This window comes from Citrobacter sp. LST-B2, assembly GCF_057983045.1.
On sequence record NZ_CP192598.1, the window covers coordinates 2053704 to 2080239 of the forward strand.

Sequence of the window (26536 nt, forward strand, 5' to 3'; positions counted from 1 at the left end):
CTCAGTTCACTGACTAATCAGGCCCGCTTCGTGCGGGCTTTTTTGTCTTTTTCAGCTATCGCTTCCTGCCACAATCATTAACCCGCTAAGTGTTTACATTCTGACATCATTATCATTACATTCTGCTTGAGTTTTCTCTTGTCGTAATGATAATCACTATCACTGTAATTTACCTTTCTTTGCATCAGTTGACTAAGAATAACGTTTAAGGGTGTCTGGCATGTTTGTTCCGTTTCTAATTATGTTGCGTGAAGGGCTGGAAGCCGCGCTGATAGTCAGCCTGATTGCCAGCTATCTGAAGCGTACCCAACGAGGCCGTTGGATTGGCGTGATGTGGATTGGTGTATTTCTGGCGGCGGCGCTGTGTCTGGGCCTTGGGATCTTCATCAACGAGACCACCGGTGAGTTTCCGCAGAAGGAGCAGGAACTGTTTGAGGGTATCGTCGCGGTGATTGCTGTGGTGATCCTCACCTGGATGGTGTTCTGGATGCGTAAGGTTTCGCGCAACGTCAAAGTCCAACTGGAGCAGGCGGTCGACAGCGCATTACAGCGCGGTAATCACCACGGCTGGGCACTGATTATGATGGTCTTTTTCGCCGTGGCGCGTGAAGGGCTGGAATCCGTTTTTTTCCTGCTGGCGGCCTTTCAACAGGATGTTGGGATCTGGCCGCCAGTGGGGGCCATGCTGGGGCTGGCGACTGCGGTTGTTCTCGGTTTCTTACTCTACTGGGGCGGTATCCGTCTGAACCTGGGCGCTTTCTTTAAGTGGACCAGCCTGTTCATTTTGCTGGTGGCAGCCGGTCTTGCTGCAGGCGCGATTCGCGCCTTCCACGAAGCGGGATTGTGGAATCACTTCCAGGACGTGGCATTTGATATGAGCGCTATTCTTTCGACGCACTCGCTGTTTGGCACTTTGATGGAAGGCATTTTTGGCTACCAGGAAGCTCCGAGCGTCAGTGAAGTTGCGGTCTGGTTTATCTATCTGATACCGGCGCTGGTGGTGTTTGCATTGCCGCCGCGCACAGGCACAACCGCGTCCCGCGCAGCGCCTTGACGCTTCGCGACGCAAACTCTTATGTAGTTACAACATACTTATTTAAAGGGATGGTCATGACGAATCACTTTCGCCGTAGTGCGCTGCAGCTTGGCATGGCTGCACTGTTTGCTTCTGCTTTTACTGCCCATGCTGCGGATATTCCGCAGGTTAACGTCACGGTAACGGATAAACAATGTGAGCCGATGAGCATTACGGTTAATGCCGGCAAAACCCAGTTCATCATTCAAAACCACAGTCAGAAAGCGCTGGAATGGGAGATCCTGAAGGGGGTGATGGTGGTTGAAGAACGCGAAAACATCGCGCCGGGATTCAGCCAGAAGATGACTGCCAATCTGCAACCGGGCGAATATGACATGACCTGTGGCCTGCTGACTAACCCGAAAGGGAAGTTGATTGTTAAGGGCAGCGCGACGGCCGATGCCGCGCAGAGTGACACTTTGCTGAGTCTGGGTGGCGCTATCACCAACTATAAAGCCTATGTGACCGAAGAGACCGCGCAGCTGGTGGCGGGAACTAAAGCCTTCACCGATGCCATTAAGGCGGGCGATCTGGAGAAAGCGAAGTCACTGTATGCGCCAACTCGTCAGCATTACGAACGTATCGAGCCGATTGCTGAGCTGTTCTCCGATCTTGACGGCAGCATCGATGCCCGTGAAGACGATTACGAACAAAAAGCCGCCGATCCGAAATTTACCGGCTTCCACCGTCTGGAAAAAGCGCTGTTTGGCGATAACTCGGTCAAAGGGATGGAGAACTACGCCGATCAGTTAAATACCGACGTTCTGGATCTGCAAAAACGCATCAGTGAACTGGCATTCCCACCGTCAAAAGTGGTTGGCGGTTCAGCAGGACTGATTGAAGAAGTGGCGGCCAGTAAAATCAGCGGCGAGGAAGATCGCTACAGCCATACCGATCTGTGGGATTTCCAGGCGAACGTTGACGGAGCGCAGAAGATCGTAGACCTGCTGCGTCCGCAACTGCAAAAAGAGAACAGCGAGCTGTTAGCAAAAGTGGATGCGAACTTCAAAAAAGTGGATACCATCCTCGCGAAATATCGCACCAAAGACGGTTTTGAGACTTACGATAAACTGACCGATGCAGATCGCAACGCGCTGAAAGGCCCGATTACGACGCTGGCGGAAGATCTCGCGCAATTACGCGGTGTACTGGGTCTGGATTAAGCACCATGCAGCATGATAATAAAAACGGCGTGAGCGAACCGTCACGCAGACGTTTGTTGAAAGGAATGGGCGCGCTCGGCGGCGCGCTGGCGTTGGCCGGCGGTTGTCCGGTCGCCCATGCGCAAAAGCCGCAAAGCGCGCCGGGAACCTTGTCGCCGGATGCTCGTAGCGAGACTCAGCCTTTTTACGGTCCCCATCAGGCGGGTATTTTGACGCCGCAGCAGGCTTCAATGATGCTGGTGGCATTTGACGTTCTGGCATCGGATAAAGGTGAGCTCGAACGATTGTTTCGCCTGCTGACGAAACGTATTGCTTTCCTGACCACTGGCGGCCCGGCACCGGAAACGCCGAACCCGCGTATGCCACCAATGGACTCCGGGATCCTCGGCGCCTTCATCGCGCCGGATAACCTGACCATGACGCTGTCGGTGGGGCATTCGCTGTTCGATACGCGCTTTGGCCTACAGGCGCAGATGCCAAAGACGTTGCAGAAAATGACCCGTTTCCCGAATGACTCTCTGGATGCGGCGTTATGCCATGGCGATGTGTTGCTACAGATTTGCGCTAACACCCAGGACACGGTGATCCATGCCCTGCGCGATATCATCAAACATACGCCGGATTTGCTGAGCGTTCGCTGGAAGCGAGAAGGGTTTATATCCGACCATGCGGCGCGCAGTAAGGGTAAAGAGACTCCGGTCAATTTACTGGGCTTTAAAGACGGTACGGCGAATCCGGACAGCAGCGATGTAAAGCTGATGCAGGACGTGGTGTGGGTGACGGCGGAGCAGGGGGAACCGGCGTGGGCCATTGGCGGATCTTATCAGGCTGTTCGTTTGATTCAGTTTCGCGTCGAATTCTGGGATCGCACGCCGCTCAAAGAGCAGCAAACCATTTTTGGCCGCGATAAGCACACCGGCGCTCCGTTGGGGATGCAGCACGAACATGATGTGCCGGATTACGCCAGCGACCCGGACGGCAACGTCATTGCGCTGGACAGCCACATTCGTCTGGCGAATCCACGCACGGCGCAGACGCAGTCGAGCCTGATGATGCGTCGTGGATACAGCTACTCCCTTGGCGTGACGCCATCCGGACAGCTTGATATGGGATTGCTGTTTGTCTGCTATCAACACGACCTGGAAAAAGGGTTCCTGACCGTGCAGAAGCGGCTAAACGGCGAAGCGCTGGAAGAGTACGTTAAGCCGATTGGCGGCGGCTATTTCTTCGCGCTACCGGGAATCAAGCAGGCCGATCGCTATCTGGGCCAGTCTCTGCTTGAAGCCTGACAGTGATACCCCGTCTGTGGGCGGGGTATGTTGCGTCTCACGCGGCTGAAAATATTCTTTTTTTATATGATCCGTTTTTTGAAATAATTTTGTAATATCTCCGTAAGAGACTGTTGCCAACAGAAATGAGAATTTAGTTAACGTCAGGTAAAAATATTGTTGCGTTATTGCTAAGTTCTGATGTAATTATACGTAATAGCGGTAGTTCCCGGCAGTGATGGTTATTCACTATGGAGATCGCGAATGGTAAAGTCCTCTCGTGGACACGTTTCTGACAGTTTTTGCAGCCTATTACGCGGAAGTCTCTCCTCCGGTAGCCATCTCGTCACCGCTAAATTTCTCTCATTTTCCCCTCTTCTTCGTGTTACTGACGCCATATTCGGTGCGCGTAGCCGTGTGTGGCGTCTATTCGAAAGGCAAGCAATGGCTTACAAGGAAGCCAACCCGCAGATGTTCGTGCGCATAATCGCGCTGCCAACGGCGCGTGTGATGAATACCAACAACTCAAGGTGCTATCCATGGGAAGACAAAAAGCAGTGATCAAAGCTCGTCGTGAAGCAAAACGTGTGCTGAGACGGGACTCACGCAGTCATAAACAGCGTGAAGAAGAATCGGTCACCTCGCTTGTGCAGATGAGTGGCGTAGAAGCGATTGGCATGGCGCGCGACAGTCGCGACGCCACGCCAATCATGGCGCGCAATGAGGCTCAATCGCACTACCTGAATGCTATCGAGAGTAAACAACTGATTTTCGCTACGGGCGAAGCCGGGTGTGGTAAAACCTGGATCAGTGCGGCAAAAGCAGCAGAGGCCCTGATACATAAAGATGTAGACAGGATCATTGTCACCCGTCCAGTTCTGCAGGCTGATGAAGATCTCGGCTTCTTACCTGGAGATGTATCGGAGAAGTTTGCTCCCTATTTCCGGCCGGTTTATGACGTGCTGGTTAAACGACTCGGGGCATCTTTTATGCAGTATTGCCTGCGACCTGAAATCGGTAAGGTGGAAATCGCGCCGTTCGCCTACATGCGCGGACGTACATTTGAAAATGCAGTGGTCATTCTTGACGAGGCTCAGAACGTCACTGCTGCGCAAATGAAGATGTTCTTAACGCGCCTCGGGGAGAATGTGACGGTTATCGTCAACGGGGACATTACCCAGTGCGATTTACCCCCTCATGTTCAGTCAGGGCTCAGTGACGCGCTGGCCCGCTTTAAAGAAGATGAAATGATAGGGATTGTTCGCTTCAATAAAGATGATTGCGTTCGCTCGGCGCTCTGCCAACGAACGCTGAATGCGTACAGTTAAGTTAGCAATCTTTGCGCTCAGAGCCCGGGAAAACCGGGCTTTGTTTTTTAGGCGAATGTCACATAGGGTGGTGAGGGGGATTGACTGGCTTCGCTCGTTGTCGACCCCCGGTCGGGGATTCTCATCCCCCCATTGGGGAATATAAAAGAAAAGAGCCGATACATAAGTACCGGCTCTCATCTGAAATATGGCGGTGAGGGGGGGATTGACTCGCTTCGCTCGCCCTGCGGGCGTCATGGCCTGCGGCCATTCCGTCCAACGGGCTGCGCCCGTTGTCGACCCCCGGTCGGGGATTCTCATCCCCCCCATTGAGGAATATAAAAGAAAAGAGCCGATACATAAGTACCGGCTCTCATCTGAAATATGGCGGTGAGGGGGGGATTCGAACCCCCGATACGTTGCCGTATACACACTTTCCAGGCGTGCTCCTTCAGCCACTCGGACACCTCACCATATTGTTGTTCCTCAACGACTGGAACGGGCGCTAATTTAGGGAAATACGCCGCCTGCGTCAATCAACTTTTCCAAAAAATCGTGCGTTTATACAAACTTCAAGCAACCTGTAGGTTAATTAGGCGAAAACTGCTTTTTTTGCCAGCGCCAGCGAATTTGCTATGCTGATGATCCCTTTGAAAACGATGATAATAAGTGCGAAAAATTCCGCACAACAACCCGCAGGAGTCAATATGGATATCATTTTCTATCACCCTACGTTTGATACCCCCTGGTGGATCGCTGCCCTGGAAAAGGCTATTCCGGGTGCCAGAGTCCGGGAGTGGAAGCAGGGCGATACCGATCCGGCAGATTATGCGCTGGTCTGGCATCCACCGGTAGAAATGTTGGAAGGGCGTAAACTGAAGGCGGTGTTCGCACTTGGGGCGGGTGTAGATTCGATCCTGAGCAAACTGAAAGCCCATCCCACGATGCTGGATCCCGCCATTCCTCTCTTTCGTCTCGAAGATACTGGTATGGGCTTGCAGATGCAGGAATACGCGGTCAGTCAGGTGCTGCACTGGTTCCGCCGTTTTGATGATTACCAGGCGCTGAAAAACGAGAGCCAATGGCGACCGCTGCCGGAATATACGCGCGAGACGTTTACCGTGGGAATCATGGGCGCTGGCGTACTGGGCGCGAAAGTGGCTGAAAGTTTGCAGGCCTGGGGTTTCCCGCTGCGCTGCTGGAGTCGCAGTCGTAAAACCTGGCCTGGCGTTGAGAGTTTCGCTGGCACTGAAGAGTTAGGCGCATTCCTTAGCCAGACTCGCGTGTTGATAAATCTGCTGCCCAATACGGCGGAAACGGTCGGCATTATCAATGGCAAACTGCTTGACCAACTGCAGGATGGGGCGTATCTGCTGAATCTCGCGCGTGGCGTGCACGTTAATGAAGATGATCTGCTCGCCGCACTGAACAGTAATAAACTCAAAGGGGCGATGCTGGATGTCTTCAGCCGTGAACCGCTGCCTGTGGATAGTCCGCTGTGGAAACATCCGCGTGTGGCGATGACGCCGCACATTGCGGCAGTCACGCGTCCTGCTGAAGCCGTCGCCTATATTTCCCGTACGATTTCGCATCTGGAAAACGGCGAAGCGGTGACCGGGCAGGTCGACCGTCAGCGCGGTTACTAAGGGAAACCCGGCATCTGCCGGGTTTCGACTAATAAACGCAGGCGATTCCTGCTATCCTTGTCGAAAAATGACCACAGGAGAGAGACATGTATCCCGTTGACCTGCATATGCATACCGTCGCCAGCACCCATGCTTATAGTACTCTGAGCGATTACATCGCCCAGGCGAAGCGTCAGGGACTGAAACTGTTCGCAATTACCGATCACGGTCCGGACATGGCGGATGCTCCACACCACTGGCATTTCATCAATATGCGTATCTGGCCGCGCGTGGTGGATGGGGTCGGGATCCTGCGAGGCATTGAGGCAAATATCAAAAATATCGAAGGTGAAATCGACTGCACCGGGCCGATGCTCACCTCACTGGATCTGATCATCGCGGGCTTCCATGAGCCGGTTTTCGCCCCCCACGATGAAGCCACCAATACGCAGGCGATGATCGCCACCATGGCGAGCGGCGTTGTGCATATCATTAGCCACCCTGGAAACCCGAAGTATCCCGTTGATATCACGGCAATTGCCGAGGCTGCGGCAAAATACAATGTTGCACTGGAGATTAACAACTCTTCCTTCCTTCATTCACGCAAAGGCAGTGAAGCAAACTGTCGCGCGGTAGCGGCAGCGGTACGTGATGCTGGCGGCTGGGTGGCGTTGGGCTCAGATTCTCATACCGCCTTTACAATGGGCGATTTCGGTGAGTGTCTGAAAATTATCGAAGAGGTGAATTTCCCGGAAGATCGTATTTTGAACGTGACCCCGAAGCGATTACTCAATTTCCTGGAATCACGCGGAATGGCGCCGATTCCTGAATTTGCTGAACTTTAACTACCACGAGCTGGAATATTTTGATGAACGAGTTTTCAATCCTGTGCCGCGTACTGGGATCGCTGTATTACCGTCAACCGCAGGATCCTTTGCTGGTTCCGCTTTTTACCCTGATTCGCGAGGGTAAACTCCAGGCGAGCTGGCCGCTTGAGCAAGATGAACTGTTAGCGCGTCTGCAGAAAAGCTGTGATATGACCCCGTTGGCGGCGGATTACAACGCGCTGTTTGTCGGTGCGGAGTGCGCGGTGCCACCGTATCGCAGCGCGTGGGTGGAAGGGGCGACAGAATCAGAAGTGCGCTCCTTCCTTTCTGCACGGGGTATGCCGCTTGGCGAAACGCCAGCCGATCATATTGGTACGTTGCTGCTGGCCGCCTCCTGGCTGGAAGATCAGTCTGCGGAGGATGAAAGCGAGGCGCAGGAAACTCTGTTCGCGGACTACATCATTCCGTGGTGTGATACCTTCCTCGGTAAAGTGGAAGCGCACGCCGCAACCCCTTTCTGGCGAACGATGGCGCCGTTAACACGCGATGCCATTGGCGCGATGTGGGATGAACTGGAAGAAGAGACTGATGAATAATTGTGATATGCATCACTTTTGTATGCAACTTGATTCAATCATTGCATAAATTGTGTGCGTGATCTCATTCATATTGTTGTTTTCTGCTATCATGCGCGGCATGAACATACTTCTTTCCATTGCAATCACAACGGGCATTCTCTCCGGTATCTGGGGATGGGTGGCCGTGTCTCTTGGCTTACTCAGTTGGGCTGGCTTTTTAGGTTGTACCGCCTATTTCGCCTGTCCGCAGGGTGGGTTAAAGGGGGTGGCCATTTCGGCCTCCACGCTGTTGAGCGGCGTGGTGTGGGCGTTGGTCATTATTTACGGTAGCGCGTTGACGCCGCATCTCGAACTGGTGGGTTATGTGATTACCGGCGTGGTGGCCTTCCTGATGTGTATCCAGGCAAAGCAAGTTTTACTGTCATTTGTGCCAGGCACATTTATCGGTGCATGCGCCACGTTTGCCGGGCAGGGGGACTGGAAACTGGTCTTGCCTTCACTGGCGGTCGGTTTGCTCTTTGGCTATGCCATGAAAAACAGCGGACTGTGGCTGGCGGCCCGGCGAGAAAGACACAGTACGCGAACCGTTGCGGAAAATAAAAAAGCGTGAGGAAATCCTCACGCTTTTTTTATCCTGATCATCAGGATTCCGGCGGTACCGACATATGACGATATTTCACCAGAATGTCGTTCTGGCGATCGGCTTTATTCTGCAAATCCCACAACCCACGATCGATACCATCGTTGATGAGGAAGATGACGCCCGTCTCAATGGCGGACATCAGGCACAACATCACCGGTTCGTTGGAGGTGTAGCCAATTTCACCTTCCAACAGTCTCTGATAATCGATAAAGCGGAACACCCCAGCCTGCACTTCATAAGACAGAATGGTTTTACTGGTGTTGACCGAGGAGAGGATCTCACCGGTGCTGACGTTGACTACGCGCAGGTTCACAGCAATCTGGTCAAGCTGGTACTGCGTGTCTGCGCCGATACCGAAGTAACGCGCACCGACGCCGCCGGATTTCACGTTACTTTCGTAGCCGATAATCGACCCTTCAACCATGATGTTTGCCGCCGTCAGCGACTGTAGCGGGATTCGGTTGTTGATGGCGACAGTCCCATTTTCCTGAGCGGCACGAATGATCTTACGTTCATTCAGCAAGTTTTGCAGTCCCTGGCGCTCCAGTGGAACAAACCAGCGGGAATCTTTCAGCGCGGTGACCAGCATCGCAGTGGCGCTTTGTGGGACGGCAGTTGAGAAGTTACTGGCCGGGTAGGGTTTAAACTGCCCGGTTTCATCCTGAATGTTATACACCGAGACAAAAATTTTGCCCGTTGGAATCGGTAAATGCGTTAAATCCTTATAACTTTGCGCACGGGGCATTAAGGTCGGTTTAGCGGCTTCTTTTGGCGGGGCGGTTAAGCATCCGCTCAGTAAAATGACGGCGACGAATACAAGTAAGCGCTGCATGATGATTGTCCTTACGTGGCGGTACTTAGAAATCGGTAGATTGCGACTGTAAACCCGACACTTCGATCGTCGATGTTTTGCCCGTTTTCCTGTCCGTGACGTTTAGCTGCAACTGACCATCCCGGTTAGCAATGTCCACAATGAAATCATTGGTCACCATCCTGCCGGGTTTCCCCGTGTTAATATTGGTCAACAGCCCACCTAATATTTGTGACTGAATGGCCTGAGTGAAGTTATCCAACGCGGAGGGAGTTTCAATTCCGTAATCGTCGTTATAACTGGGATCTTTATAAGAGTTTTGCGCCTGGGCGCTATTCAGTAAAAAAGAACCGTTATTGGGGTTTCCACCAAAGTTAGGGTTACGGAACTGGAAGGTCATATTTCCGGCCCAACTTAATGGCGAAATAAGCATGAGTACTACTACTGCATGTTTGACACGCATTACAGCCTCCGGACAAAAATCATTTTTTAGAATTCGTCATGCGTTAAATCGCCGGTGCTCAATAGTGTTTTATCTATTTGCCGTCGGTTTAAGGCATCCTCAGTTTGTGCCAGCGCGAAGACAACAGTTTTTTCGAAGTCTCTTTTCGTTGGAAATAAAAAAGTCTGGAATATAACGTCCTGATTAACCGTTATTGTGATCCAACTTCCCCAACGTGCACTGGGTCGCTCATTGATGGTCAAATTGCCTGGATAATCACTTTCCCATTTGTCGCTAAACGCACGATAAAAATCGTGGCCAATAGACGAAACCGTGTGGTCAGTTAAGAGCCCAGGAACTTCAACTTCTACAGCCTGCGTCGTGCTGGCAGCGAACAGCAACTGCGCCGCTGCAAGCCAGGTTAAATAGCGTTTCATGGCGTTATCGCCTGAGGTTATCATTTGCCCACGAAACCGCCTGGGTACGGTTTTTGACAGCTATCTTTTTGAAAAGATTATAAAGATGCGTTTTGACCGTGTTTTCACTGATAAACAGCGAACGTGCGATTTCGATATTGGAGGCGCCGATACGCAGCTTATTCAGGATCTCTTTTTCGCGATGAGTCAGGAGGGCTGACTCACTGCTATTGTAGCGATAATTACCTGAGTGAGTGATCAGATAACTGGCCAGTTTCTGTGAGAAGTAACATTCTCCCCGCAGGATCCCTTGCAAACCGTTTACGACACGCTCTTCGTCATCCGCTACGTAAAAAACGCCATTGATATGCGGCCAGTTTTCAATATCCCGGTAGGGATAATCATCAGGCGTGTTCAACAATAACGTCTTTAAATTATTGTTTTTCCGACTTAAGTTATCCTGCCAGTAATGGATGAGCTTTTTATCCGCTTCCATCATATCGACTAAAACAATGCAGCTGGAGGAGATATCATCCAGAGAACGCTGAATATTATGCAGTTTTCCGGTGAGGGCCAGAGATTGTTTTAAATGCTGCAATAATGCTGTAGCTTGCAGGGATGGTTTGGTGATCAACAATAATGTATGACCATGAATACTATGGAATTCATTAAACATGATGAAACCCCACTTTTTTAGTCGCACATCTGACAGTTGCCTGCAGAAATGAGGCACCAGAAGTACTGACAGATGTTGCACTGCTGTGTGTAGTAAAATAAGAATCAGCCCGAACGGGGCAAATATTAATACAAATGAACTACAACTGATTTCAATCTAGCCATTACAAATCTTAAAGCAAGTGTTAAACATGTAACAGAATGTAAAAATATATATTAATTTGTTATCTTAAGGCTTTTTTTAAGTTTAGATTTGATAGTAAAGTTGTACATCCAGCCTTTATTGCACAGATTTAAAAAATCATACAAATTATATTAATTAATTGAATTTAAAGTAATAAACACAATTCTCTCTGGTACTTCATCGGTGTGGGAATTGCTCAGTGATGACATTCGCCGGCGTCGTGCATTTTGATGACGAAAAAAACGAGCCTTGTCACGACTTGCTCATCTCTCTCTTCTTCGAGCGTACAACATAGCCTGGAAAGTCCACTTTACAGCCTGCTGACTGACGGCGAGAAAAAGCACTACCGATAATCGTGAAGAAAATAAAATAAGCGCAAATAACAGGCTATTCCTGCCCTGCTTAGTACTTTGGTGTGAGCGAAAATATAAAAATACCACTGGCGGGTGAGTTATTTAAAATGTTTCCGAAGACATACTCTTCATCGTAACGCGACGTTAACAAATTACGTTTAGCGTTAACAGGTAAATTGATGAGAACGTTATTTTCTCGATGTGCGACCAGGTCCAGGGTGACAACATGAAAAACAAATTGTTATTTATGATGTTAACAGTACTGGGTGCGCCTGGAATTGCTTCCGCAACAAGTTATGATTTAGCGCATTCCGAATATAACTTTGCGGTAAATGAATTAAGTAAGTCTTCATTTAATCAGGCAGCCATTATTGGTCAAGTGGGCACGAATAATAGTGCAAAGATACGCCAGGAGGGCTCTAAACTTTTGTCGGTAGTTTCACAAGAAGGTGGAAGTAACCGGGCCAAAGTTGACCAATCAGGAGCTTATAATTTTGCGTATGTTGCTCAGTCGGGTCATTCCAATGATGCCAGTATATCGCAAAGTAATTACGGTAATACTGCGATGATTATCCAGAAAGGTTCTGGAAATAAAGCAAATATTACTCAGTATGGTACGCAAAAAACAGCAGTTGTAGTGCAGAGACAGTCGCAAATGGCAATTCGCGTTATTCAACGCTAATCCATTGACGACGCTTAAATCAATCCGATGGGGGTTTACCATGAAACTTTTACAAGTGGCAGCATTTGCAGCAATCGTGGTTTCTGGCAGTGCTCTGGCTGGTTCTGTTCCGCAATGGGGCGGCGGCGGTGGTGGCGGCGGCGGGAGCAGTTCCGGCCCGGAATCGACCCTGAGCATTTATCAGTCAGGGGTCAACAACGCCGCGCTTGCGCTGCAAAGCGACGCTCGTAAATCTGATACGACCATTCATCAGAATGGCTTTGGTAACGGCGCCGACGTGGGCCAGGGCTCAGATAACAGCACCATCGATCTGACTCAAAACGGCTTCAAAAACAACGCCACCATCGATCAGTGGAACGGCAAAAATTCGGACATTACTGTGAGCCAGTATGGTGGACATAACGCCGCGCTGGTGAACCAGACTGCGTCCGATTCCAGCGTTCTTGTGCATCAGGTTGGTTTTGGCAACAACGCCACCGCTAATCAGTACTAATTCAGTTTATGTGCTGACGATAAACAGGGCGAAAGCCCTGTTTTTTTTCGGGAGGACATCATGAACACCTTATTACTCCTTGCGGCGCTCTCTAATCAGATAACGTTTGCAACCACCCAGCAAGGCGACATTTACACGATTACGCCGCAGGTCACCCTGACACAACCCTGTGTGTGCCAGGTGCAGATTTTAGCCCTTCGTGACGGTGTGGCGGGGCAAAGTCAGTCACGACAGAAAAAGACCCTGTCTCTACCCGCTAATCAGGCCATTGATTTGACCAGACTCAGTTTAAATATCTCTGCACAAGACACCGTCAAAATCGTGGTTACGGTTTCTGACGGCCAGTCTCTGCATTTATCGCAACAGTGGCCGCCCTCTGTGAAATCGTCATAACTGACTGACAATTAATGCGTCGATGCTGGCAGAAGCGAGGTGGCTGAACTATGAATAGAGTGACGCGGAATGCGTGACTCCCGGGCCTGTCGCCGTCAGGGAATACATCACCCCTCAAGGATGAATACTCATTGAGGAAAGCATCATGCTGTTATCTGTCACGCGTAAAACAAGCCTTCCGCTGCTCGCGCTTCTTGCCCTGTTTTCTTTTACCGCAATGGCGGATGCGGGAGGACAGGGCGGGGTGATTCACTTCACCGGTCAAATCGTAGAACCGCCCTGCAATGTGAGTCTGGAGCAACAGCGCCTTGCAATGTCGTGCTATAACACGGGGCGCACGCAAACCCGCTATTACTCACCCCAGGAACTGCTAAAAGCACCACAGCACTTCAAACAGATCGCCGCAGTTAACTTGCACTATCTGGATGAGAAGAAAAAACTGGCGGTGATGAACATCAGCTACCGCTAAACAGGTCATTCAGACAAACAGACGAAAAAAGCGATTTCAGGGTATCCCCTGCTGTACACTTACAGAATAGAGTGACGCAAGGAGGTTCTATGGAATCGCGTATTCATGTTATCCAGGGGGATATCACCACAGTCGTGGTTGATGTCATCGTCAATGCCGCAAACGCCTCGCTGATGGGGGGCGGAGGTGTTGATGGGGCAATCCATCGCGCTGCGGGCCCCGCCTTACTGGAAGCCTGCATGAAAGTCAGACAGCAGCAGGGCGAGTGCCCGACGGGCCATGCGGTGATCACGCTTGCCGGAAACCTCCCCGCTAAAGCGGTCATTCATACCGTCGGCCCGGTCTGGCGTGGCGGCGAGCATAACGAAGCGCAACTGCTACAGGATGCGTACGTTAATAGCCTGAATCTGGCGCTGGCCAATGGCTACGCGTCCATTGCCTTTCCGGCAATCAGTACCGGAGTTTATGGCTATCCGCGAGCCGCCGCCGCAGAAATTGCGCTAAAAACCGTTTCGGAATTTATTACCCGCCGCGCTTTGCCTGAGCAGATATACTTTGTCTGTTATGATGACGAAACAACCCGACTCTACCAGCGTCTACTTACCCAACAAGGCGATGAATGAGCTGACTCGCCTCGCCCGCGCCACGCGTCCTCTGTGCGACAATCACCCCGGAGAGTGCGGCATTCTTGCGCTCGATAACAGTCTGGACGCCTTTGCCGCCCGTTACCGGCTGGCGGAAATGGCGGAGCGCACGCTGGATGTTCAGTACTATATCTGGGAAGACGACATGTCCGGGCGACTGCTGTTCGCTGTTCTTCTGGCGGCGGCGAAACGTGGTGTCCATGTGCGCCTGTTGCTTGATGACAACAACACGCCAGGGCTGGATGACACTCTGCAACTGCTCGATGCCCATCCCAACATTGAAGTTCGCCTGTTTAATCCTTTCTCTTTTCGCATGCTACGGATGCTGGGTTATCTGACCGATTTCGCCAGGCTAAACCGACGGATGCATAACAAAAGCTATACCGCAGACGGTGTTGTCACCCTGGTAGGCGGGCGAAACATTGGCGATGCCTATTTTGGCGCGGGCGAGGAGCCGCTGTTCTCCGATCTGGACGTGATGGCCATCGGACCCGTCGTCAGGGAGGTTGCTGAGGATTTTGAACGCTACTGGCATTGCGCGTCGGTTTCGACGTTGAAATCGGTACTGGCACTTTCCGAGCAAGAGATCACCGAACGCATTGAGCTACCCGACGCCTGGTACAACGATCCCATCACCCGTCGATATCAGCATAAACTGAAAACCAGCCCGTTTATGACCCATCTCGATCGCGGAACGCTACCGCTTATCTGGGCGAAGACCCGGCTGTTAAGTGACGATCCCTTAAAAGGCCAGGGGAAAGCGCAGCGCCACTCTTTACTGCCACAACGACTGTTTGACGTGATGGGTTCGCCGACGGAGCGGATTGACATTATTTCTGCCTATTTTGTCCCGACCCGTGCAGGCGTCGCGCAGTTGCTGAAACTGGTGCGTAAAGGCGTCAAAATTGCGATTCTCACCAATTCATTAGCCGCCAATGATGTCGCGGTGGTACATGCCGGATATGCGCGCTGGCGGAAGAAACTACTGCGTTATGGTGTCGAGCTCTATGAACTGAAGCCGACGCGTGAACGTCAGGTGGTACTGCACGACAGGGGGCTTACGGGGAACTCCGGTTCCAGCCTGCATGCCAAAACGTTCAGTATTGACGGGCGTAAGGTGTTTATTGGTTCACTGAATTTTGATCCCCGTTCCACGTTGCTGAACACGGAAATGGGATTTGTGATTGAAAGCGAGACGCTGGCGACGCTTATCCATAACCGGTTCATTGAGAGTCAACGCGATGCGGCCTGGCAATTACGCCTCGATCGCTGGGGGCGAATTAACTGGGTGGATCGGCAGCAGGACGAAGAACTGGTGTTAAAAAAAGAACCCGCCACAGGATTCTGGAAGCGGGTTCTGGTGCGACTGGCGACGCTATTGCCTGTCGAGTGGCTGCTTTAACGTGGTCGCAGGCATTAGCCGGTCACTTTTTTGCTTTGTTCCTGTCTGACCGGCGGTTTGCCGGAGAACAGGAATTTAAGCAGCGGAATGCGCAAATGAATCTCATACAATACCAGTGCGATGCCAACCACAAAGATCAGCCCGCAGATAAAGCCCAACAGATTCGAGGTAATATGTGGCGTAATATAGGCGCCGAAAAACAGTGTTAACGGATGGTGTACCAGATAAATAAACAGTGACGCATTCACAAAATAGGTGACGCGGGCTGACTGGAAATTGAGTAAACGGTGGCCGAGAGAAAACACTACATTGACCATCCATAATCCTAGCACCATGGTGATGACATATTCCGTTTCGTACATCCATGCATCGCCACTGCCGTAGCGCTGATTCAGCAAATAGGCGATGAAAGCGAAAGCCGCCGCCAGCGTACATCCCCGGGAAGGGGTGGTGAAAAGCGCTTTAAGCTCAGGTGAGATAAAGGCCAGCGCACCCAACATAAAGAAAGGCACATAAAAGAGCGTTTGCATCACCACGAAATTAAACAAGCCGTCGCTAAGAATGGGTGGGTAAACAATGAACAGCGTCCGCCGTATCACCGCATAACCTATACCCAGTAAGAAAAAGATGAGCGTCAGTTTGCCCATCGACACGGCGGCCAGCCGTTTTTTTTCCGCTCTTTCCAGGTTTTTTCGCATCCGGGTAAATAACCACAGACTGACGGTTGTTAATACCACCAGAACCAGTAAAAACCACAGATGAGAAATTAATTCCCAGGCCAGCGTGTTGTATTTTTCATACAGTGAAAGCGTTTGCCAACTGTCGGCTTTTCCTTTGACGTATTGCAGCATAATAAATTGCGGCAATGTCAGCAGGGGAATAGCCGTAAGCATCGGAATGCCTACGCGCTCAACGCGTACTTTCCACCAGCGTTTCAATGGATAACGCAGGAATAACATGTACGAAAAATAACCGGAAATAACGAAAAAGACCTGCATCCGGAATGAATGGATAAAATCGTTAAACAGAGTCAGCCACCATGAGGGCTCGGCGCTGTTCACATGCCAGGTATGGCCGGAATAGATCAATGAGATATGGAAGGGAATACCCAACAACATCAGCCAGGCGCGGATGGAGTCAAGAAAATATTCACGCTGTGCGGGTACGGGATTCATAAAGGTTTTCGTATTCTCAGATTCTCAGACTAATCGTCTTATCGGTAAGGCGTTTACTCGTTACAGTCGGTGGCAACCCTACACCAAGTACAACGACCTGTCTCCAGGATAAGCACGCAAAGTGAAAAAGGGCCCGGCGAGGCGTCTAAACCATGAGCCAGCGTGCTGAACAATGCAGGGATTCAGTTGTCCTAATGCCTGATTATCCATTAAAATAGATCGGATCGATATAAGCACACAAAGGGGGAAGTGCTTACTAATTATGAAACATAAACCACAAATGATGAAAATGCGTTGGTTGGGTGCGGCAGTTATGTTAACGCTGTACACGTCGTCGGCCTGGGCCTTCTCCATCGATGATGTTGCAAAGCAAGCTCAATCCTTAGCCGGTAAAGGCTATGAGGCGCCAAAAAGTAACTTGCCCTCCGTTTTCCGCGACATGAAATATGCGGACTATCAGCAGATCCAGTTTAATCGCGACAAAGCATACTGGAGTAATCTTAAGACCCCATTCAAGCTCGAGTTCTACCACCAGGGTATGTACTTCGACACGCCGGTCAAAATCAATGAAGTCACGGCAACTACGGTTAAAAGAATCAAATACAGCCCGGACTACTTCAATTTCGGCGACGTTCAGCATGATAAAGACACGGTAAAAGATCTCGGCTTTGCGGGTTTCAAAGTGTTGTACCCGATCAACAGCAAAGACAAAAACGATGAAATCGTCAGCATGCTTGGCGCAAGCTACTTCCGCGTCCTGGGGGCCGGTCAGGTGTATGGCCTTTCTGCGCGCGGTCTGGCTATTGATACCGCGCTGCCTTCAGGTGAAGAATTTCCCCGCTTCCGTGAGTTCTGGATCGAACGTCCAAAACCAACTGACAAGCGCCTGACGATTTATGCCTTACTGGACTCTCCGCGTGCGACCGGGGCCTATCGTTTTGTGATAATTCCTGGGCGTGACACCGTTGTCGATGTGCAGTCGAAAGTCTACCTGCGTGATAAGGTGGGTAAACTGGGCGTGGCGCCGTTAACCAGTATGTTCCTGTATGGGCCAAACCAGCCTTCACCGGCGACGAACTATCGTCCGGAACTGCATGACTCCAACGGTTTGTCGATTCATGCCGGCAACGGTGAATGGATCTGGCGTCCGCTGAATAACCCGAAACACCTCGCGGTGAGCAGTTTTGCGATGGAAAACCCGCAAGGGTTTGGTCTGCTCCAGCGCGGCCGTCAGTTCTCTCGCTTTGAAGATCTCGACGACCGTTACGATCTGCGCCCAAGCGCCTGGATTACACCGAAAGGCGAGTGGGGCAAGGGTAAGATTGAACTGGTTGAAATCCCGACCAATGACGAAACCAACGATAACATCGTCGCTTACTGGACGCCGGATCAACTGCCTGAGCCTGGCAAAGAGATGAACTTTAAATACACCCTGACGTTCAGCCGCGATGAAGACAAACTTCATGCGCCGGATAACGCCTGGGTGCAGCAGACGCGTCGTTCAACCGGCGATGTCAAACAGTCTAATCTCATTCGCCAGCCTGACGGCACGATCGCCTTCGTGGTGGACTTCACCGGCACGGACATGAAAAAACTGCCGCAGGATACCCCGGTCACCGCGCAAACCAGCATTGGCGACAACGGCGAGATCGTGGAAACAACAGTCCGTTACAACCCGATCACCAAAGGTTGGCGTATGACGATGCGCGTGAAAGTGAAAGATGTGAAGAAAACCACTGAAATGCGCGCGGCATTAGTCAATGCCGATCAGACGTTGAGTGAAACCTGGAGCTACCAGTTACCTGCCAATGAATAAGACAACTGAGTACATTGACGCCATGCCGCTCTCGGAGATCGAGAAAGCGGCATTGCCGACAACTGACATCCGCGCAGTGCATGAAGCGCTGGATGCCGAGCATCGCCGTTACTCGCGAGAAGACGATTCACCGCAGGGTTCTGTCAAAGCGCGTCTGCAACAAGCCTGGCCAGACTCGCTGGGCGAAGGGCAGTTGATCAAAGATGACGAAGGGCGCGATCAGCTTCAGGCAATGCCTAAAGCCAAACGTTCTTCGATGTTTCCCGATCCCTGGCGCACCAACCCGGTTGGGCGTTTCTGGGATCGTCTGCGTGGACGTGACGTTACGCCGCGCTATCTCGCGCGTCTGACGAAAGAAGAACAGGAAAGCGAGCAGAAGTGGCGTACCGTTGGCACCCTTCGTCGCTATACGCTGCTGCTGCTGACGCTGGCGCAGACGGTCGTCGCGACCTGGTACATGAAGACGATTCTGCCGTATCAGGGCTGGGCGCTGATCAATCCGGCGGATATGGTTGGGCAGGACCTGTGGGTCTCCTTCATGCAGTTGCTGCCGTACATGCTGCAAACCGGTATTTTGATCCTCTTTGCGGTGCTGTTCTGCTGGGTTTCCGCCGGGTTCTGGACCGCGTTGATGGGCTTCCTGCAACTGCTGATTGGTCGCGATAAGTACAGTATTTCGGCGTCAACGGTCGGTGACGAACCGCTGAATCCGCAGCACCGTACCGCGCTGATTATGCCTATCTGTAATGAAGACGTTGATCGTGTTTTTGCTGGCCTGCGCGCGACATGGGAATCAGTAAAAGCGACCGGCAACGGCGAACATTTCGATGTCTATATTCTTAGCGACAGCTACAACCCCGATATCTGCGTTGCTGAACAAAAGGCGTGGATGGAGCTGATTGCAGAAGTGCAGGGCGAAGGACAGATTTTCTATCGCCGTCGTCGCCGTCGTGTGAAGCGTAAAAGCGGTAATATTGATGACTTCTGCCGTCGCTGGGGCAGCCAGTACAGCTACATGGTGGTGCTGGATGCTGACTCCGTGATGACCGGTGAGTGTCTGAGTGGTCTGGTGCGTCTGATGGAAGCGAACCCGAACGCCGGGATCATTCAGTCATCGCCGAAGGCGTCCGGCATGGACACTTTGTATGCGCGCTGTCAGCAGTTTGCGACGCGCGTATACGGACCGCTGTTCACCGCGGGTTTGCACTTCTGGCAGTTGGGTGAGTCCCATTACTGGGGGCACAACGCCATCATCCGCGTGAAGCCGTTTATCGAACACTGTGCGCTGGCGCCGCTGCCGGGTGAAGGCTCTTTCGCCGGTTCCATCCTGTCGCACGACTTCGTGGAAGCGGCATTAATGCGTCGAGCCGGGTGGGGCGTGTGGATTGCTTACGATCTGCCCGGTTCCTATGAAGAACTTCCGCCGAACCTGCTGGATGAGCTGAAGCGTGACCGGCGCTGGTGTCATGGCAACCTGATGAACTTCCGTCTGTTCCTTGTAAAAGGGATGCACCCCGTTCACCGCGCCGTGTTCCTGACCGGGGTGATGTCTTATCTCTCCGCGCCGCTGTGGTTTATGTTCCTCGCGCTGTCGACTGCGCTGCAGGTAGTCCATGCGCTTACCGAGCCGCAATACTTCCTGCAACCGCGCCAGCTGTTCCCGGTCTGGCCGCAGTGGCGTCCTGAACTGGCAATAGCCCTGTTTGCCTCGACAATGGTGCTGCTGTTCCTGCCGAAGTTGCTGAGTATTCTGCTCATCTGGTGTAAAGGCACCAAAGAGTACGGTGGTTTTATTCGCGTGACGCTGTCACTGCTGCTGGAAGTGTTGTTCTCCGTCTTGCTGGCGCCGGTGCGTATGTTGTTCCACACCGTCTTCGTGGTGAGCGCCTTCCTGGGCTGGGAAGTGGTGTGGAACTCGCCGCAGCGTGACGATGACTCTACGCCGTGGGGCGAAGCGTTTATGCGTCATGGTTCGCAACTGCTGCTGGGTCTGGTATGGGCGGTCGGTATGGCGTGGCTGGATCTGCGTTTCCTGTTCTGGCTGGCACCGATTGTCTTCTCGCTGATCCTGTCACCGTTTGTTTCGGTGATCTCCAGCCGTTCAACGGTCGGTTTGCGTACCAAACGCTGGAAGCTGTTCCTGATCCCGGAAGAATATTCGCCGCCGCAGGTGCTGGTGGATACCGACAAGTATCTGGTGATGAACCGCAACCGCTCGCTTGACGATGGCTTCATGCACGCGGTGTTTAGCCCATCGTTTAACGCGCTGGCCACTGCGATGGCGACGGCACGTCACCGTGCAAGCCAGGTACTGGAGATTGCCCGCGATCGTCACGTTGAGCAGGCGCTGAACGAGACCCCGGAAAAACTGAATCGCGACCGTCGTCTGGTACTGCTAAGCGATCCGGTGACGATGGCGCGTTTGCACTATCGTGTCTGGAATTCGCCAGAGAAGTATTCATCGTGGGTGAGTTATTATCAGGGTATCACCCTGAACCCACAGACGCTGAAGACGCCGTAAGCGCCACCCGGCGAAATCATCTGAAAAATACCGGCTTGCGCCGGTATTTTTTTATACTGAAGAAAACGATTAATGAGGTATCACGTGCGAATCGTAGCGGTGGGCATCATGGTGATGCTGTTAAGCGGGTGCGGCAGCATTATCAGCCGGACAATCCCCGGACAGGGGCATGGCAACCAGTACTATCCGGGAGTGCAGTGGGATGTCCGGGATTCAGCATGGCGTTATGTCACTATCCTCGATCTGCCGTTCTCGCTGGTGTTTGACACGCTGCTGTTGCCGCTGGACATGCATCACGGCCCTTACGAGTAATTACCGTTCATCCCATTCATCTGCTGCGGTTTGACCCTCTTCGGTATCCAGCGGGGGCTCAAGCTGAAATTCGCCTTCATCCCATTCATGCAGTGTATTCTCTTCCAGCCACTCCTGGCGGATCTCTATCTCATCATAGTCGCCGTCAAAGACACTTTGCGCGGCCTCGCCACTGAGCATCGGCAGGCACTCGCCTTCTTCGCCTTCATCGGCAAAAAACTCGACCTGCCACATGATGTCGCCATCCTGTAGCACGTACTTCTGCACGTTGAACTGCTGTACATTGGCTTCGTCCTGTTCAAGCTCAGGATGGTCCGCCATAAATTCTTCACGGGCTGAGTCAATGGCTTCTTCCAGCGTTGCATACATGGTCATCTGAGTCTCCCTTTGATTTGATGAGGTAATCAGGGAAAGAATAGCTGATTCTCCGGTTATGCAAGTATGAATGCTGAAAAATCATCCCGCTGTTCGCGTGAGAGCACGACGGCGCAGGCTGTTCCAGGAATAAATGGCGTTAAACAATACCACCCCGGCAGTGACCAGGAAGACGGCACGGAAGCCGTAACTAGCGGAAATCGCTGCTCCCATGAGCGGGCCGGTGACGTTGCCGATATCGCGGAACGACTGGTTATAACTAAAGATGCGCCCGGCGATTTGGTTTGTGGAGTTATAGACCAGCAGCGTTTGTACCGCCGGCAGCAGCGCGCCGTCGGCAGCGCCCAGTAAAAAGCGCAGTACCGCCAGTTGCCACGGGGTCTGCACAAAAGACATCGGGATCAGCAGCAGAACGGAGAAGATTAGCGCCACAATGAGGATTTTCTCCGGTCCGATACGGTCGCCCAGCTTGCCTAATCTTGGCGCACTGAGCAATGCGGCGACGCCAGGTACGGAGGCAATCATCCCGCTAATAAACGCAATATTGCTGACGTTACCCGCCAGCTCCCGCACATAGAGGGTCAAAATCGGTGCAATGGAACCGGTCGCGACCTGAATAATCAGCGTGGTGACGAACAGGCTCAGCACCAGTTTCGGGTTTTTAAGCGTAGCAACCACTTCCCGGACGCGCAGCATCTCTTTCTTGCTGATGGGTTTGAAGTTTTCGCGAATAAAAAACAGCGTCAGTAAGAAACAGATCAGCAGTACCGTCGCGGTGATGAAGAAAACCGGGCGCAGGCCGTACTGGTCGGCAAGCAGGCCGCCCGCTAACGGGCCGAGTAATGCACCGCTGACGCCGCCGGTAGAGAGCGTTCCCAGCGCCCAACCGCTTTTATTGCGTGGGACCTGGGTGGCGATGAGGGCGTTGGCGTTGGGAATGAATCCGCCCAGCAACCCGAGCAGCGCGCGCAGCACCAGAAACTGCCAGATATTCTGCGCAAGGCCCATTAGCAGCATCACTATTGCCATCCCCAGCGCAGAGCGCAGCAGCATAATCTTTCTGCCTTTACGGTCGGCAAGCCCGCCCCAGAAGGGAGAGGCGATCGCAGAGAAAAGAAACGTAATACTAAAGACCAGTCCGGACCACATGTTGAGCGCACTGTGGCCCGTTACGCCGAGTTGTTCGACATAAAGTGGTAAAAATGGCATCACCAGGCTAAATGCGGCGCCGGTTAAGAAACAGCCGAGCCAGGTGACAGTGAGATTACGTTTCCAGTTTATGGGAGTATCAGAGGGTGACATAGCGATCCGCGTGTGATGCGCTGTTGGCGCGATCGGGCAAAAAACGAATATAAATTAAGCATATTCATTATGCGCCTGGATGCAGAGGGTCGCAATGTGGGGAGCTTTTATCGCTAAAAACGGTGAGAAAGCAGCCCAAAAGGGGCTGCTATGCAGGATTTAATAACGGGAAGGTACGCCAGCAGGACGTGTTTTGAAGCGGCGATGTAGCCACATGTACTGTTCTGGCGCCATCATGATGCACTTCTCAACAATCTTGTTCATCCAGGCGGCGGTGGTCTCTGCGTCATCCAGCGGCGGTGAGCATTCTGGCGGTAACATAATCAGCTGGTAGCCTTTGCCATCGGGCTTGCGACGCGGTACAAACGGCACCAGGCAGGCATTAGACATTCGCGCCAACATCCAGGTGCCGGAGGTGGTGGCTGCTTGTTCAACGGCAAAAAGCGGGACGAACACGCTGGCGCGCGGGCCATAATCGTGGTCCGGCGCATACCAGACCACTTCGCCTTTCTTTAGCGCCTTAATCATCCCTTTCAGATCCTTGCGATCGAGCATGGATTTGTTTGAGCGCATACGACCCCAGGTCTGGAGCCAGTCGATCAAGGGATTATCATTCGGGCGATAAACGCCGATGCCGGGTTCCTGCAAACCGAACTGACGCGCACCGAGTTCCAGGGTTAAAAAGTGCAGCCCCACCAGCAAAATACCGCGCTGCTGAGCCTGAACGTCACGAATATGTTCCATGCCGATCACTTCGGTCCAGCGGGCAATGCGACGATCGGGCCAGAACCAGGCCATCCCGGTTTCCAGCAGGCCCATACCGACGGATTCAAAATTTTTAACCACCATCGCATGGCGGTCACGCTCACTCATTTCAGGGAAACAGAGCTCGAGGTTACGATATGCAATTTTCGTCCGCCGCTTCATCAGACGATACGCCAGGTGACCGATCATATGACCAAGGCGATAGAGTATCGGATAGGGCAACTGCACGACCAACCAAAGTGCGCCAATACCGAGCCAGGTTAACCAATACCGTGGATGCAGTAGTGCTGCGGAGAACTTAGGTAAATTCGTCATGTCTTTCCTGTTGTATACCTTAAAACGGGCAATTATCTGTATTGTTGCATTTTTTCGCCGTCAGAAAAAATTTGTGGCTCCGGAATGGCGATAAATTCAGCAAATGTTGTTAATTTTTTAGTTTGAAGAAAGAAATGTAGCGCAAAATGTATGGATGTAAATTGGCGCGGATTGCTATATGATGCCGCCGATTCTGATTTCACCTGCCGCAGGACCCGTACACCATGCCAGTGTTACATAACCGTATTTCCAATGATGCCCTCAAAGCCCGGATGTTGGCTGAAACTGAGCCGCGCACGACCATTTCGTTCTACAAATATTTTACCATCGCAGACCCGCAGGCCACACGCGATGCGTTGTATCAAAAGTTAACCGCGCTGAATGTTTTCGGTCGCATCTATCTGGCGCATGAAGGGATTAACGCCCAAATCAGCGTACCGCAAAGTCAGGTGGAGACGTTCCGCCAGCAGCTGTACGCCTTTGATCCGGCACTTGACGGCGTGCGTCTGAACATTGCGCTGGAAGATGACGGGAAATCCTTCTGGGTGCTGCGAATGAAAGTGCGTGAGCGGATTGTGGCAGATGGCATTGAGGACCCGAGTTTTGATGCCAGCGATGTCGGCGACTATCTCAAGGCCGCGGAAGTGAACGCGATGCTCGACGACCCGGATGCGCTGTTCATTGATATGCGTAACCACTACGAATACGAAGTGGGCCATTTTGAGAACGCGCTGGAAATCCCGGCCGACACGTTCCGCGAGCAGTTACCCAAAGCGGTCGAAATGATGCAGGAACACAAAGATAAAAAGATTGTGATGTACTGTACCGGCGGTATTCGCTGCGAAAAAGCCAGCGCCTGGATGAAGCACAATGGCTTCAGTAAAGTGTGGCACATTGAAGGCGGTATCATTGAATATGCACGCAAGGCCCGCGAGCAGGGGTTACCGGTACGTTTCATCGGCAAAAACTTTGTGTTTGATGAGCGCATGGGTGAGCGTATTTCAGATGAGGTGATTGCGCATTGTCATCAATGCGGCGCGCCGTGCGACAGCCACACCAACTGTAAAAATGACGGCTGCCATCTGCTGTTTATTCAGTGCCCGGCATGTGCGCAAAAGTACAACGGCTGCTGTAGCGAGATCTGTTGCGAAGAGAGCGCATTACCTGAAGAAGAGCAACGTCGCCTGCGCGCAGGACGCGAGAACGGCAATAAAATCTTCAACAAGTCGCGTGGACGACTGAATACGAAACTGGGTATTCCGGATCCTGCCGAGTAATGGTGTGGCCGGATGGCGGCGACAACATCGCCATCCGGCATCATTCCTCGTTTACTTCTGCTGTACGCCTTCAACTGAGATAATCAACTCCACTTCCTGCGAGGCAGGACCCAGATCGGTGGTGATGTTGAAATCCTTCAGCTTGATTTTACCTTCGGCTTCGAAGCCTGCGCGTTTACCCCCCCACGGATCGTCACCCTGACCGATCATCTTCGCTTCCAGCGTCACCGGCTTTGTTACGCCGTTTAGCGTCAGATTCCCGGTGATATCCAGTTCGTCACCGTCTTTTTTCACGTTGGTGGAGGTGAATGTCGCCTGCGGGAATTTCGCGACATTGAGGAAATCAGCGCTGCGAAGGTGTTTATCACGCTCGGCGTGATTGGTATCCACGCTGTTGGTGTTGATCGTCACATTCACTTTATCGGCGGCGGGATCCTTTTCATCAAAGGTAAAGGTTCCGTCGAAGTCTTTGAACGTGCCGTACAACCAGCTGTATCCCAGGTGCTGAATACGGAAATTAACAAAGGCATGTTGTCCTTCTTTGTCAATTTTATAATCCGCCGCGATGGCAGAACCGGTGGTGAACAGCAGAGAGGCGAGAGTTAAACCCAGCAGGCTTTTTTTCATTTTTGAGCTCCATAGTCAGATGACGACTTACCCAACATGCGATTCAGGGTGTCGTCTTTATCGATAAAGTGGTGTTTAAAGGCCATCAGGCCATGCAGAATGGAAAGAATAACGACGGTCCAGGCCAGCCACAGGTGTACGCTTCCGGCGAGATCGGCCTGAACGCCAGCATCCGCGAAGGTGGCCGGGACATCAAACCAGCCGAAAACGCTGATCGGTTTACCGTCCGCCGTCGAGATCAGATAACCGCTGATGACAATGCTAAACAGCAGCAGATATAGCGCGAGGTGGCCCAACGCTGCGCCAGCACGGGTCAGGGCCGAATAGCTTTTCAGCGCTTTCGGCGGTGGCGAGATCAGACGCCAGATGACCCGAACGACCAGGCCCATCATCAGCAGGATCCCGATGCTTTTGTGCAATTCCGGTCCCTGGTGATACCAGCCGTCGTAATAGCTCAACGTCACCATCCAGAGACCGAGTGCAAACATCCCGTAGACCACCAACGCGGTTAGCCAGTGAAGCATGGCGGAAATAAAACCATACCGTTGAGGCGTATTTGAAAATTGCATAAAAATTCCATTTCATATTTCAGGATTGAATG

28 protein-coding genes, 1 tRNA gene and 1 other RNA gene are annotated in these 26536 nt (G+C 52.1%); 18 read left to right on the top strand and 12 right to left on the bottom strand.

Features of this window, described 5'->3' with window-relative positions:
* Nucleotides 1–220 precede the first annotated feature (220 nt).
* The 4 genes from efeU (at nucleotide 221) to phoH (ending at nucleotide 4834) form a co-directional block, all read left to right on the top strand.
* On the top strand, nucleotides 221–1054 hold the full coding sequence (efeU, locus tag ACQ0PY_RS09770; RefSeq protein WP_046402040.1) for an iron uptake transporter permease EfeU: 834 nt from the start codon (nucleotides 221–223) through the stop codon (nucleotides 1052–1054).
* 56 nt (nucleotides 1055–1110) lie between these two features.
* On the top strand, nucleotides 1111–2238 hold the full coding sequence (gene efeO / locus ACQ0PY_RS09775; protein WP_109740165.1) for an iron uptake system protein EfeO: 1128 nt from the start codon (nucleotides 1111–1113) through the stop codon (nucleotides 2236–2238).
* A 5-nt stretch (nucleotides 2239–2243) separates the two neighbouring features.
* Nucleotides 2244–3527 carry an iron uptake transporter deferrochelatase/peroxidase subunit gene (gene efeB / locus ACQ0PY_RS09780; RefSeq protein WP_043001038.1) on the top strand — a complete coding sequence of 428 codons (1284 nt, stop codon included), beginning with the start codon at nucleotides 2244–2246 and terminating at the stop codon, nucleotides 3525–3527.
* Nucleotides 3528–4045: 518 nt separating this feature from the next.
* The gene (gene phoH / locus ACQ0PY_RS09785; RefSeq protein WP_043001036.1) at nucleotides 4046–4834 is read left to right on the top strand and encodes a phosphate starvation-inducible protein PhoH; all 789 of its coding nucleotides are present in this window, start codon (nucleotides 4046–4048) and stop codon (nucleotides 4832–4834) included.
* Nucleotides 4835–5022: 188 nt separating this feature from the next.
* On the opposite strand, the gene ACQ0PY_RS09790 is transcribed toward phoH, so the two are convergent.
* Nucleotides 5023–5155: non-coding RNA, RtT sRNA (locus tag ACQ0PY_RS09790), on the bottom strand.
* A gap of 43 nt (nucleotides 5156–5198) precedes the next feature.
* Nucleotides 5199–5286: transfer RNA gene (locus tag ACQ0PY_RS09795), tRNA-Ser, on the bottom strand.
* Nucleotides 5287–5520: 234 nt separating this feature from the next.
* On the opposite strand from ACQ0PY_RS09795, the gene ghrA reads away from it, so the two are divergent.
* From ghrA to ACQ0PY_RS09815, 4 genes are all read left to right on the top strand, one after another.
* Entirely contained in the window at nucleotides 5521–6459 is a 939-nt protein-coding gene (gene ghrA / locus ACQ0PY_RS09800; RefSeq protein WP_043001035.1) for a glyoxylate/hydroxypyruvate reductase GhrA, read from the top strand.
* Nucleotides 6460–6545: 86 nt separating this feature from the next.
* Nucleotides 6546–7283 (top strand): phosphatase, encoded by a 738-nt coding sequence (locus ACQ0PY_RS09805; protein ID WP_043001034.1) that lies wholly within the window; start codon nucleotides 6546–6548, stop codon nucleotides 7281–7283.
* Nucleotides 7284–7306: 23 nt separating this feature from the next.
* Complete coding sequence (locus ACQ0PY_RS09810; RefSeq protein ID WP_043001033.1) at nucleotides 7307–7861, top strand: TorD/DmsD family molecular chaperone; 555 nt, start codon at nucleotides 7307–7309, stop codon at nucleotides 7859–7861.
* Between the two features lie 100 nt (nucleotides 7862–7961).
* Entirely contained in the window at nucleotides 7962–8453 is a 492-nt protein-coding gene (locus ACQ0PY_RS09815) for a DUF1097 domain-containing protein (RefSeq protein WP_130097828.1), read from the top strand.
* A gap of 31 nt (nucleotides 8454–8484) precedes the next feature.
* Here the strand turns inward: ACQ0PY_RS09815 and csgG are convergent, their stop codons facing one another.
* Genes csgG through csgD form a run of 4 tightly spaced genes read right to left on the bottom strand, consistent with a single transcriptional unit; the run spans nucleotide 8485 to nucleotide 10831 of the window.
* A complete protein-coding gene (gene csgG, locus ACQ0PY_RS09820) occupies nucleotides 8485–9318 on the bottom strand; it encodes a curli production assembly/transport protein CsgG (protein ID WP_044258051.1) in 834 nt (277 codons plus the stop codon).
* Nucleotides 9319–9343: 25 nt separating this feature from the next.
* Nucleotides 9344–9760 (bottom strand): curli production assembly/transport protein CsgF, encoded by a 417-nt coding sequence (gene csgF / locus ACQ0PY_RS09825; RefSeq protein WP_044258050.1) that lies wholly within the window; start codon nucleotides 9758–9760, stop codon nucleotides 9344–9346.
* Nucleotides 9761–9786: 26 nt separating this feature from the next.
* Nucleotides 9787–10176 carry a curli production assembly/transport protein CsgE gene (gene csgE / locus ACQ0PY_RS09830; RefSeq protein ID WP_043001029.1) on the bottom strand — a complete coding sequence of 130 codons (390 nt, stop codon included), beginning with the start codon at nucleotides 10174–10176 and terminating at the stop codon, nucleotides 9787–9789.
* Nucleotides 10177–10180: 4 nt separating this feature from the next.
* Nucleotides 10181–10831, bottom strand: coding sequence for a biofilm master transcriptional regulator CsgD (gene csgD / locus ACQ0PY_RS09835; RefSeq protein ID WP_044258049.1), 651 nt, complete (start codon nucleotides 10829–10831; stop codon nucleotides 10181–10183).
* Between the two features lie 762 nt (nucleotides 10832–11593).
* Here csgD and csgB point away from each other — a divergent pair.
* From csgB to ACQ0PY_RS09865, 6 genes are all read left to right on the top strand, one after another.
* On the top strand, nucleotides 11594–12049 hold the full coding sequence (csgB, locus tag ACQ0PY_RS09840; protein ID WP_043001954.1) for a curli minor subunit CsgB: 456 nt from the start codon (nucleotides 11594–11596) through the stop codon (nucleotides 12047–12049).
* 40 nt (nucleotides 12050–12089) lie between these two features.
* Complete coding sequence (gene csgA / locus ACQ0PY_RS09845) at nucleotides 12090–12542, top strand: curli major subunit CsgA (protein ID WP_044258048.1); 453 nt, start codon at nucleotides 12090–12092, stop codon at nucleotides 12540–12542.
* A 60-nt stretch (nucleotides 12543–12602) separates the two neighbouring features.
* Nucleotides 12603–12935, top strand: coding sequence for a curli assembly chaperone CsgC (gene csgC, locus ACQ0PY_RS09850; protein ID WP_043001026.1), 333 nt, complete (start codon nucleotides 12603–12605; stop codon nucleotides 12933–12935).
* Nucleotides 12936–13080: 145 nt separating this feature from the next.
* Nucleotides 13081–13404, top strand: coding sequence for a type 1 fimbrial protein (locus tag ACQ0PY_RS09855; protein ID WP_044266059.1), 324 nt, complete (start codon nucleotides 13081–13083; stop codon nucleotides 13402–13404).
* 89 nt (nucleotides 13405–13493) lie between these two features.
* Nucleotides 13494–14027, top strand: a complete 534-nt coding sequence (ymdB, locus tag ACQ0PY_RS09860; RefSeq protein WP_044266056.1) for an O-acetyl-ADP-ribose deacetylase — start codon at nucleotides 13494–13496, stop codon at nucleotides 14025–14027.
* The gene (locus tag ACQ0PY_RS09865) at nucleotides 13969–15450 is read left to right on the top strand and encodes a phospholipase D family protein (RefSeq protein ID WP_044266054.1); all 1482 of its coding nucleotides are present in this window, start codon (nucleotides 13969–13971) and stop codon (nucleotides 15448–15450) included. The genes ymdB and ACQ0PY_RS09865 overlap by 59 nt, the downstream gene beginning before the upstream one ends.
* A 14-nt stretch (nucleotides 15451–15464) precedes the next feature.
* Here ACQ0PY_RS09865 and mdoC read toward each other — a convergent pair whose 3' ends face one another.
* Nucleotides 15465–16625: a glucans biosynthesis protein MdoC gene (mdoC, locus tag ACQ0PY_RS09870; protein ID WP_044266051.1), complete on the bottom strand. Its 1161-nt coding sequence runs from the start codon at nucleotides 16623–16625 to the stop codon at nucleotides 15465–15467.
* A gap of 280 nt (nucleotides 16626–16905) precedes the next feature.
* On the opposite strand from mdoC, the gene mdoG reads away from it, so the two are divergent.
* The 3 genes from mdoG to ACQ0PY_RS09885 all read left to right on the top strand — a co-directional run bounded on the left by mdoG (nucleotide 16906) and on the right by ACQ0PY_RS09885 (nucleotide 21274).
* The gene (gene mdoG / locus ACQ0PY_RS09875; RefSeq protein ID WP_080343312.1) at nucleotides 16906–18441 is read left to right on the top strand and encodes a glucans biosynthesis protein MdoG; all 1536 of its coding nucleotides are present in this window, start codon (nucleotides 16906–16908) and stop codon (nucleotides 18439–18441) included.
* On the top strand, nucleotides 18434–20962 hold the full coding sequence (gene mdoH, locus ACQ0PY_RS09880) for a glucans biosynthesis glucosyltransferase MdoH (protein WP_109740167.1): 2529 nt from the start codon (nucleotides 18434–18436) through the stop codon (nucleotides 20960–20962). The genes mdoG and mdoH overlap by 8 nt, the downstream gene beginning before the upstream one ends.
* 72 nt (nucleotides 20963–21034) lie before the next feature.
* Nucleotides 21035–21274, top strand: a complete 240-nt coding sequence (locus ACQ0PY_RS09885; RefSeq protein ID WP_192927005.1) for a YceK/YidQ family lipoprotein — start codon at nucleotides 21035–21037, stop codon at nucleotides 21272–21274.
* Here the strand turns inward: ACQ0PY_RS09885 and ACQ0PY_RS09890 are convergent, their stop codons facing one another.
* The 3 genes from ACQ0PY_RS09890 to ACQ0PY_RS09900 all read right to left on the bottom strand — a co-directional run bounded on the left by ACQ0PY_RS09890 (nucleotide 21275) and on the right by ACQ0PY_RS09900 (nucleotide 24031).
* On the bottom strand, nucleotides 21275–21649 hold the full coding sequence (locus ACQ0PY_RS09890) for a MysB family protein (protein ID WP_043001020.1): 375 nt from the start codon (nucleotides 21647–21649) through the stop codon (nucleotides 21275–21277). It lies immediately after the preceding gene.
* 81 nt (nucleotides 21650–21730) lie between these two features.
* Entirely contained in the window at nucleotides 21731–22951 is a 1221-nt protein-coding gene (mdtG, locus tag ACQ0PY_RS09895) for a multidrug efflux MFS transporter MdtG (RefSeq protein WP_061070248.1), read from the bottom strand.
* Between the two features lie 159 nt (nucleotides 22952–23110).
* Nucleotides 23111–24031, bottom strand: coding sequence for a Kdo(2)-lipid IV(A) acyltransferase (locus ACQ0PY_RS09900; protein WP_044327398.1), 921 nt, complete (start codon nucleotides 24029–24031; stop codon nucleotides 23111–23113).
* Nucleotides 24032–24255: 224 nt separating this feature from the next.
* On the opposite strand from ACQ0PY_RS09900, the gene trhO reads away from it, so the two are divergent.
* The gene (gene trhO, locus ACQ0PY_RS09905) at nucleotides 24256–25308 is read left to right on the top strand and encodes an oxygen-dependent tRNA uridine(34) hydroxylase TrhO (RefSeq protein WP_044258040.1); all 1053 of its coding nucleotides are present in this window, start codon (nucleotides 24256–24258) and stop codon (nucleotides 25306–25308) included.
* Nucleotides 25309–25359: 51 nt separating this feature from the next.
* Here the strand turns inward: trhO and ACQ0PY_RS09910 are convergent, their stop codons facing one another.
* Together ACQ0PY_RS09910 and ACQ0PY_RS09915 are read right to left on the bottom strand one after the other, a co-directional pair.
* Nucleotides 25360–25935 carry a YceI family protein gene (locus ACQ0PY_RS09910; RefSeq protein WP_044258038.1) on the bottom strand — a complete coding sequence of 192 codons (576 nt, stop codon included), beginning with the start codon at nucleotides 25933–25935 and terminating at the stop codon, nucleotides 25360–25362.
* Complete coding sequence (locus ACQ0PY_RS09915; protein WP_044258037.1) at nucleotides 25932–26504, bottom strand: cytochrome b; 573 nt, start codon at nucleotides 26502–26504, stop codon at nucleotides 25932–25934. The genes ACQ0PY_RS09910 and ACQ0PY_RS09915 overlap by 4 nt, the downstream gene beginning before the upstream one ends.
* Between the last annotated feature and the right edge of the window lie 32 nt (nucleotides 26505–26536).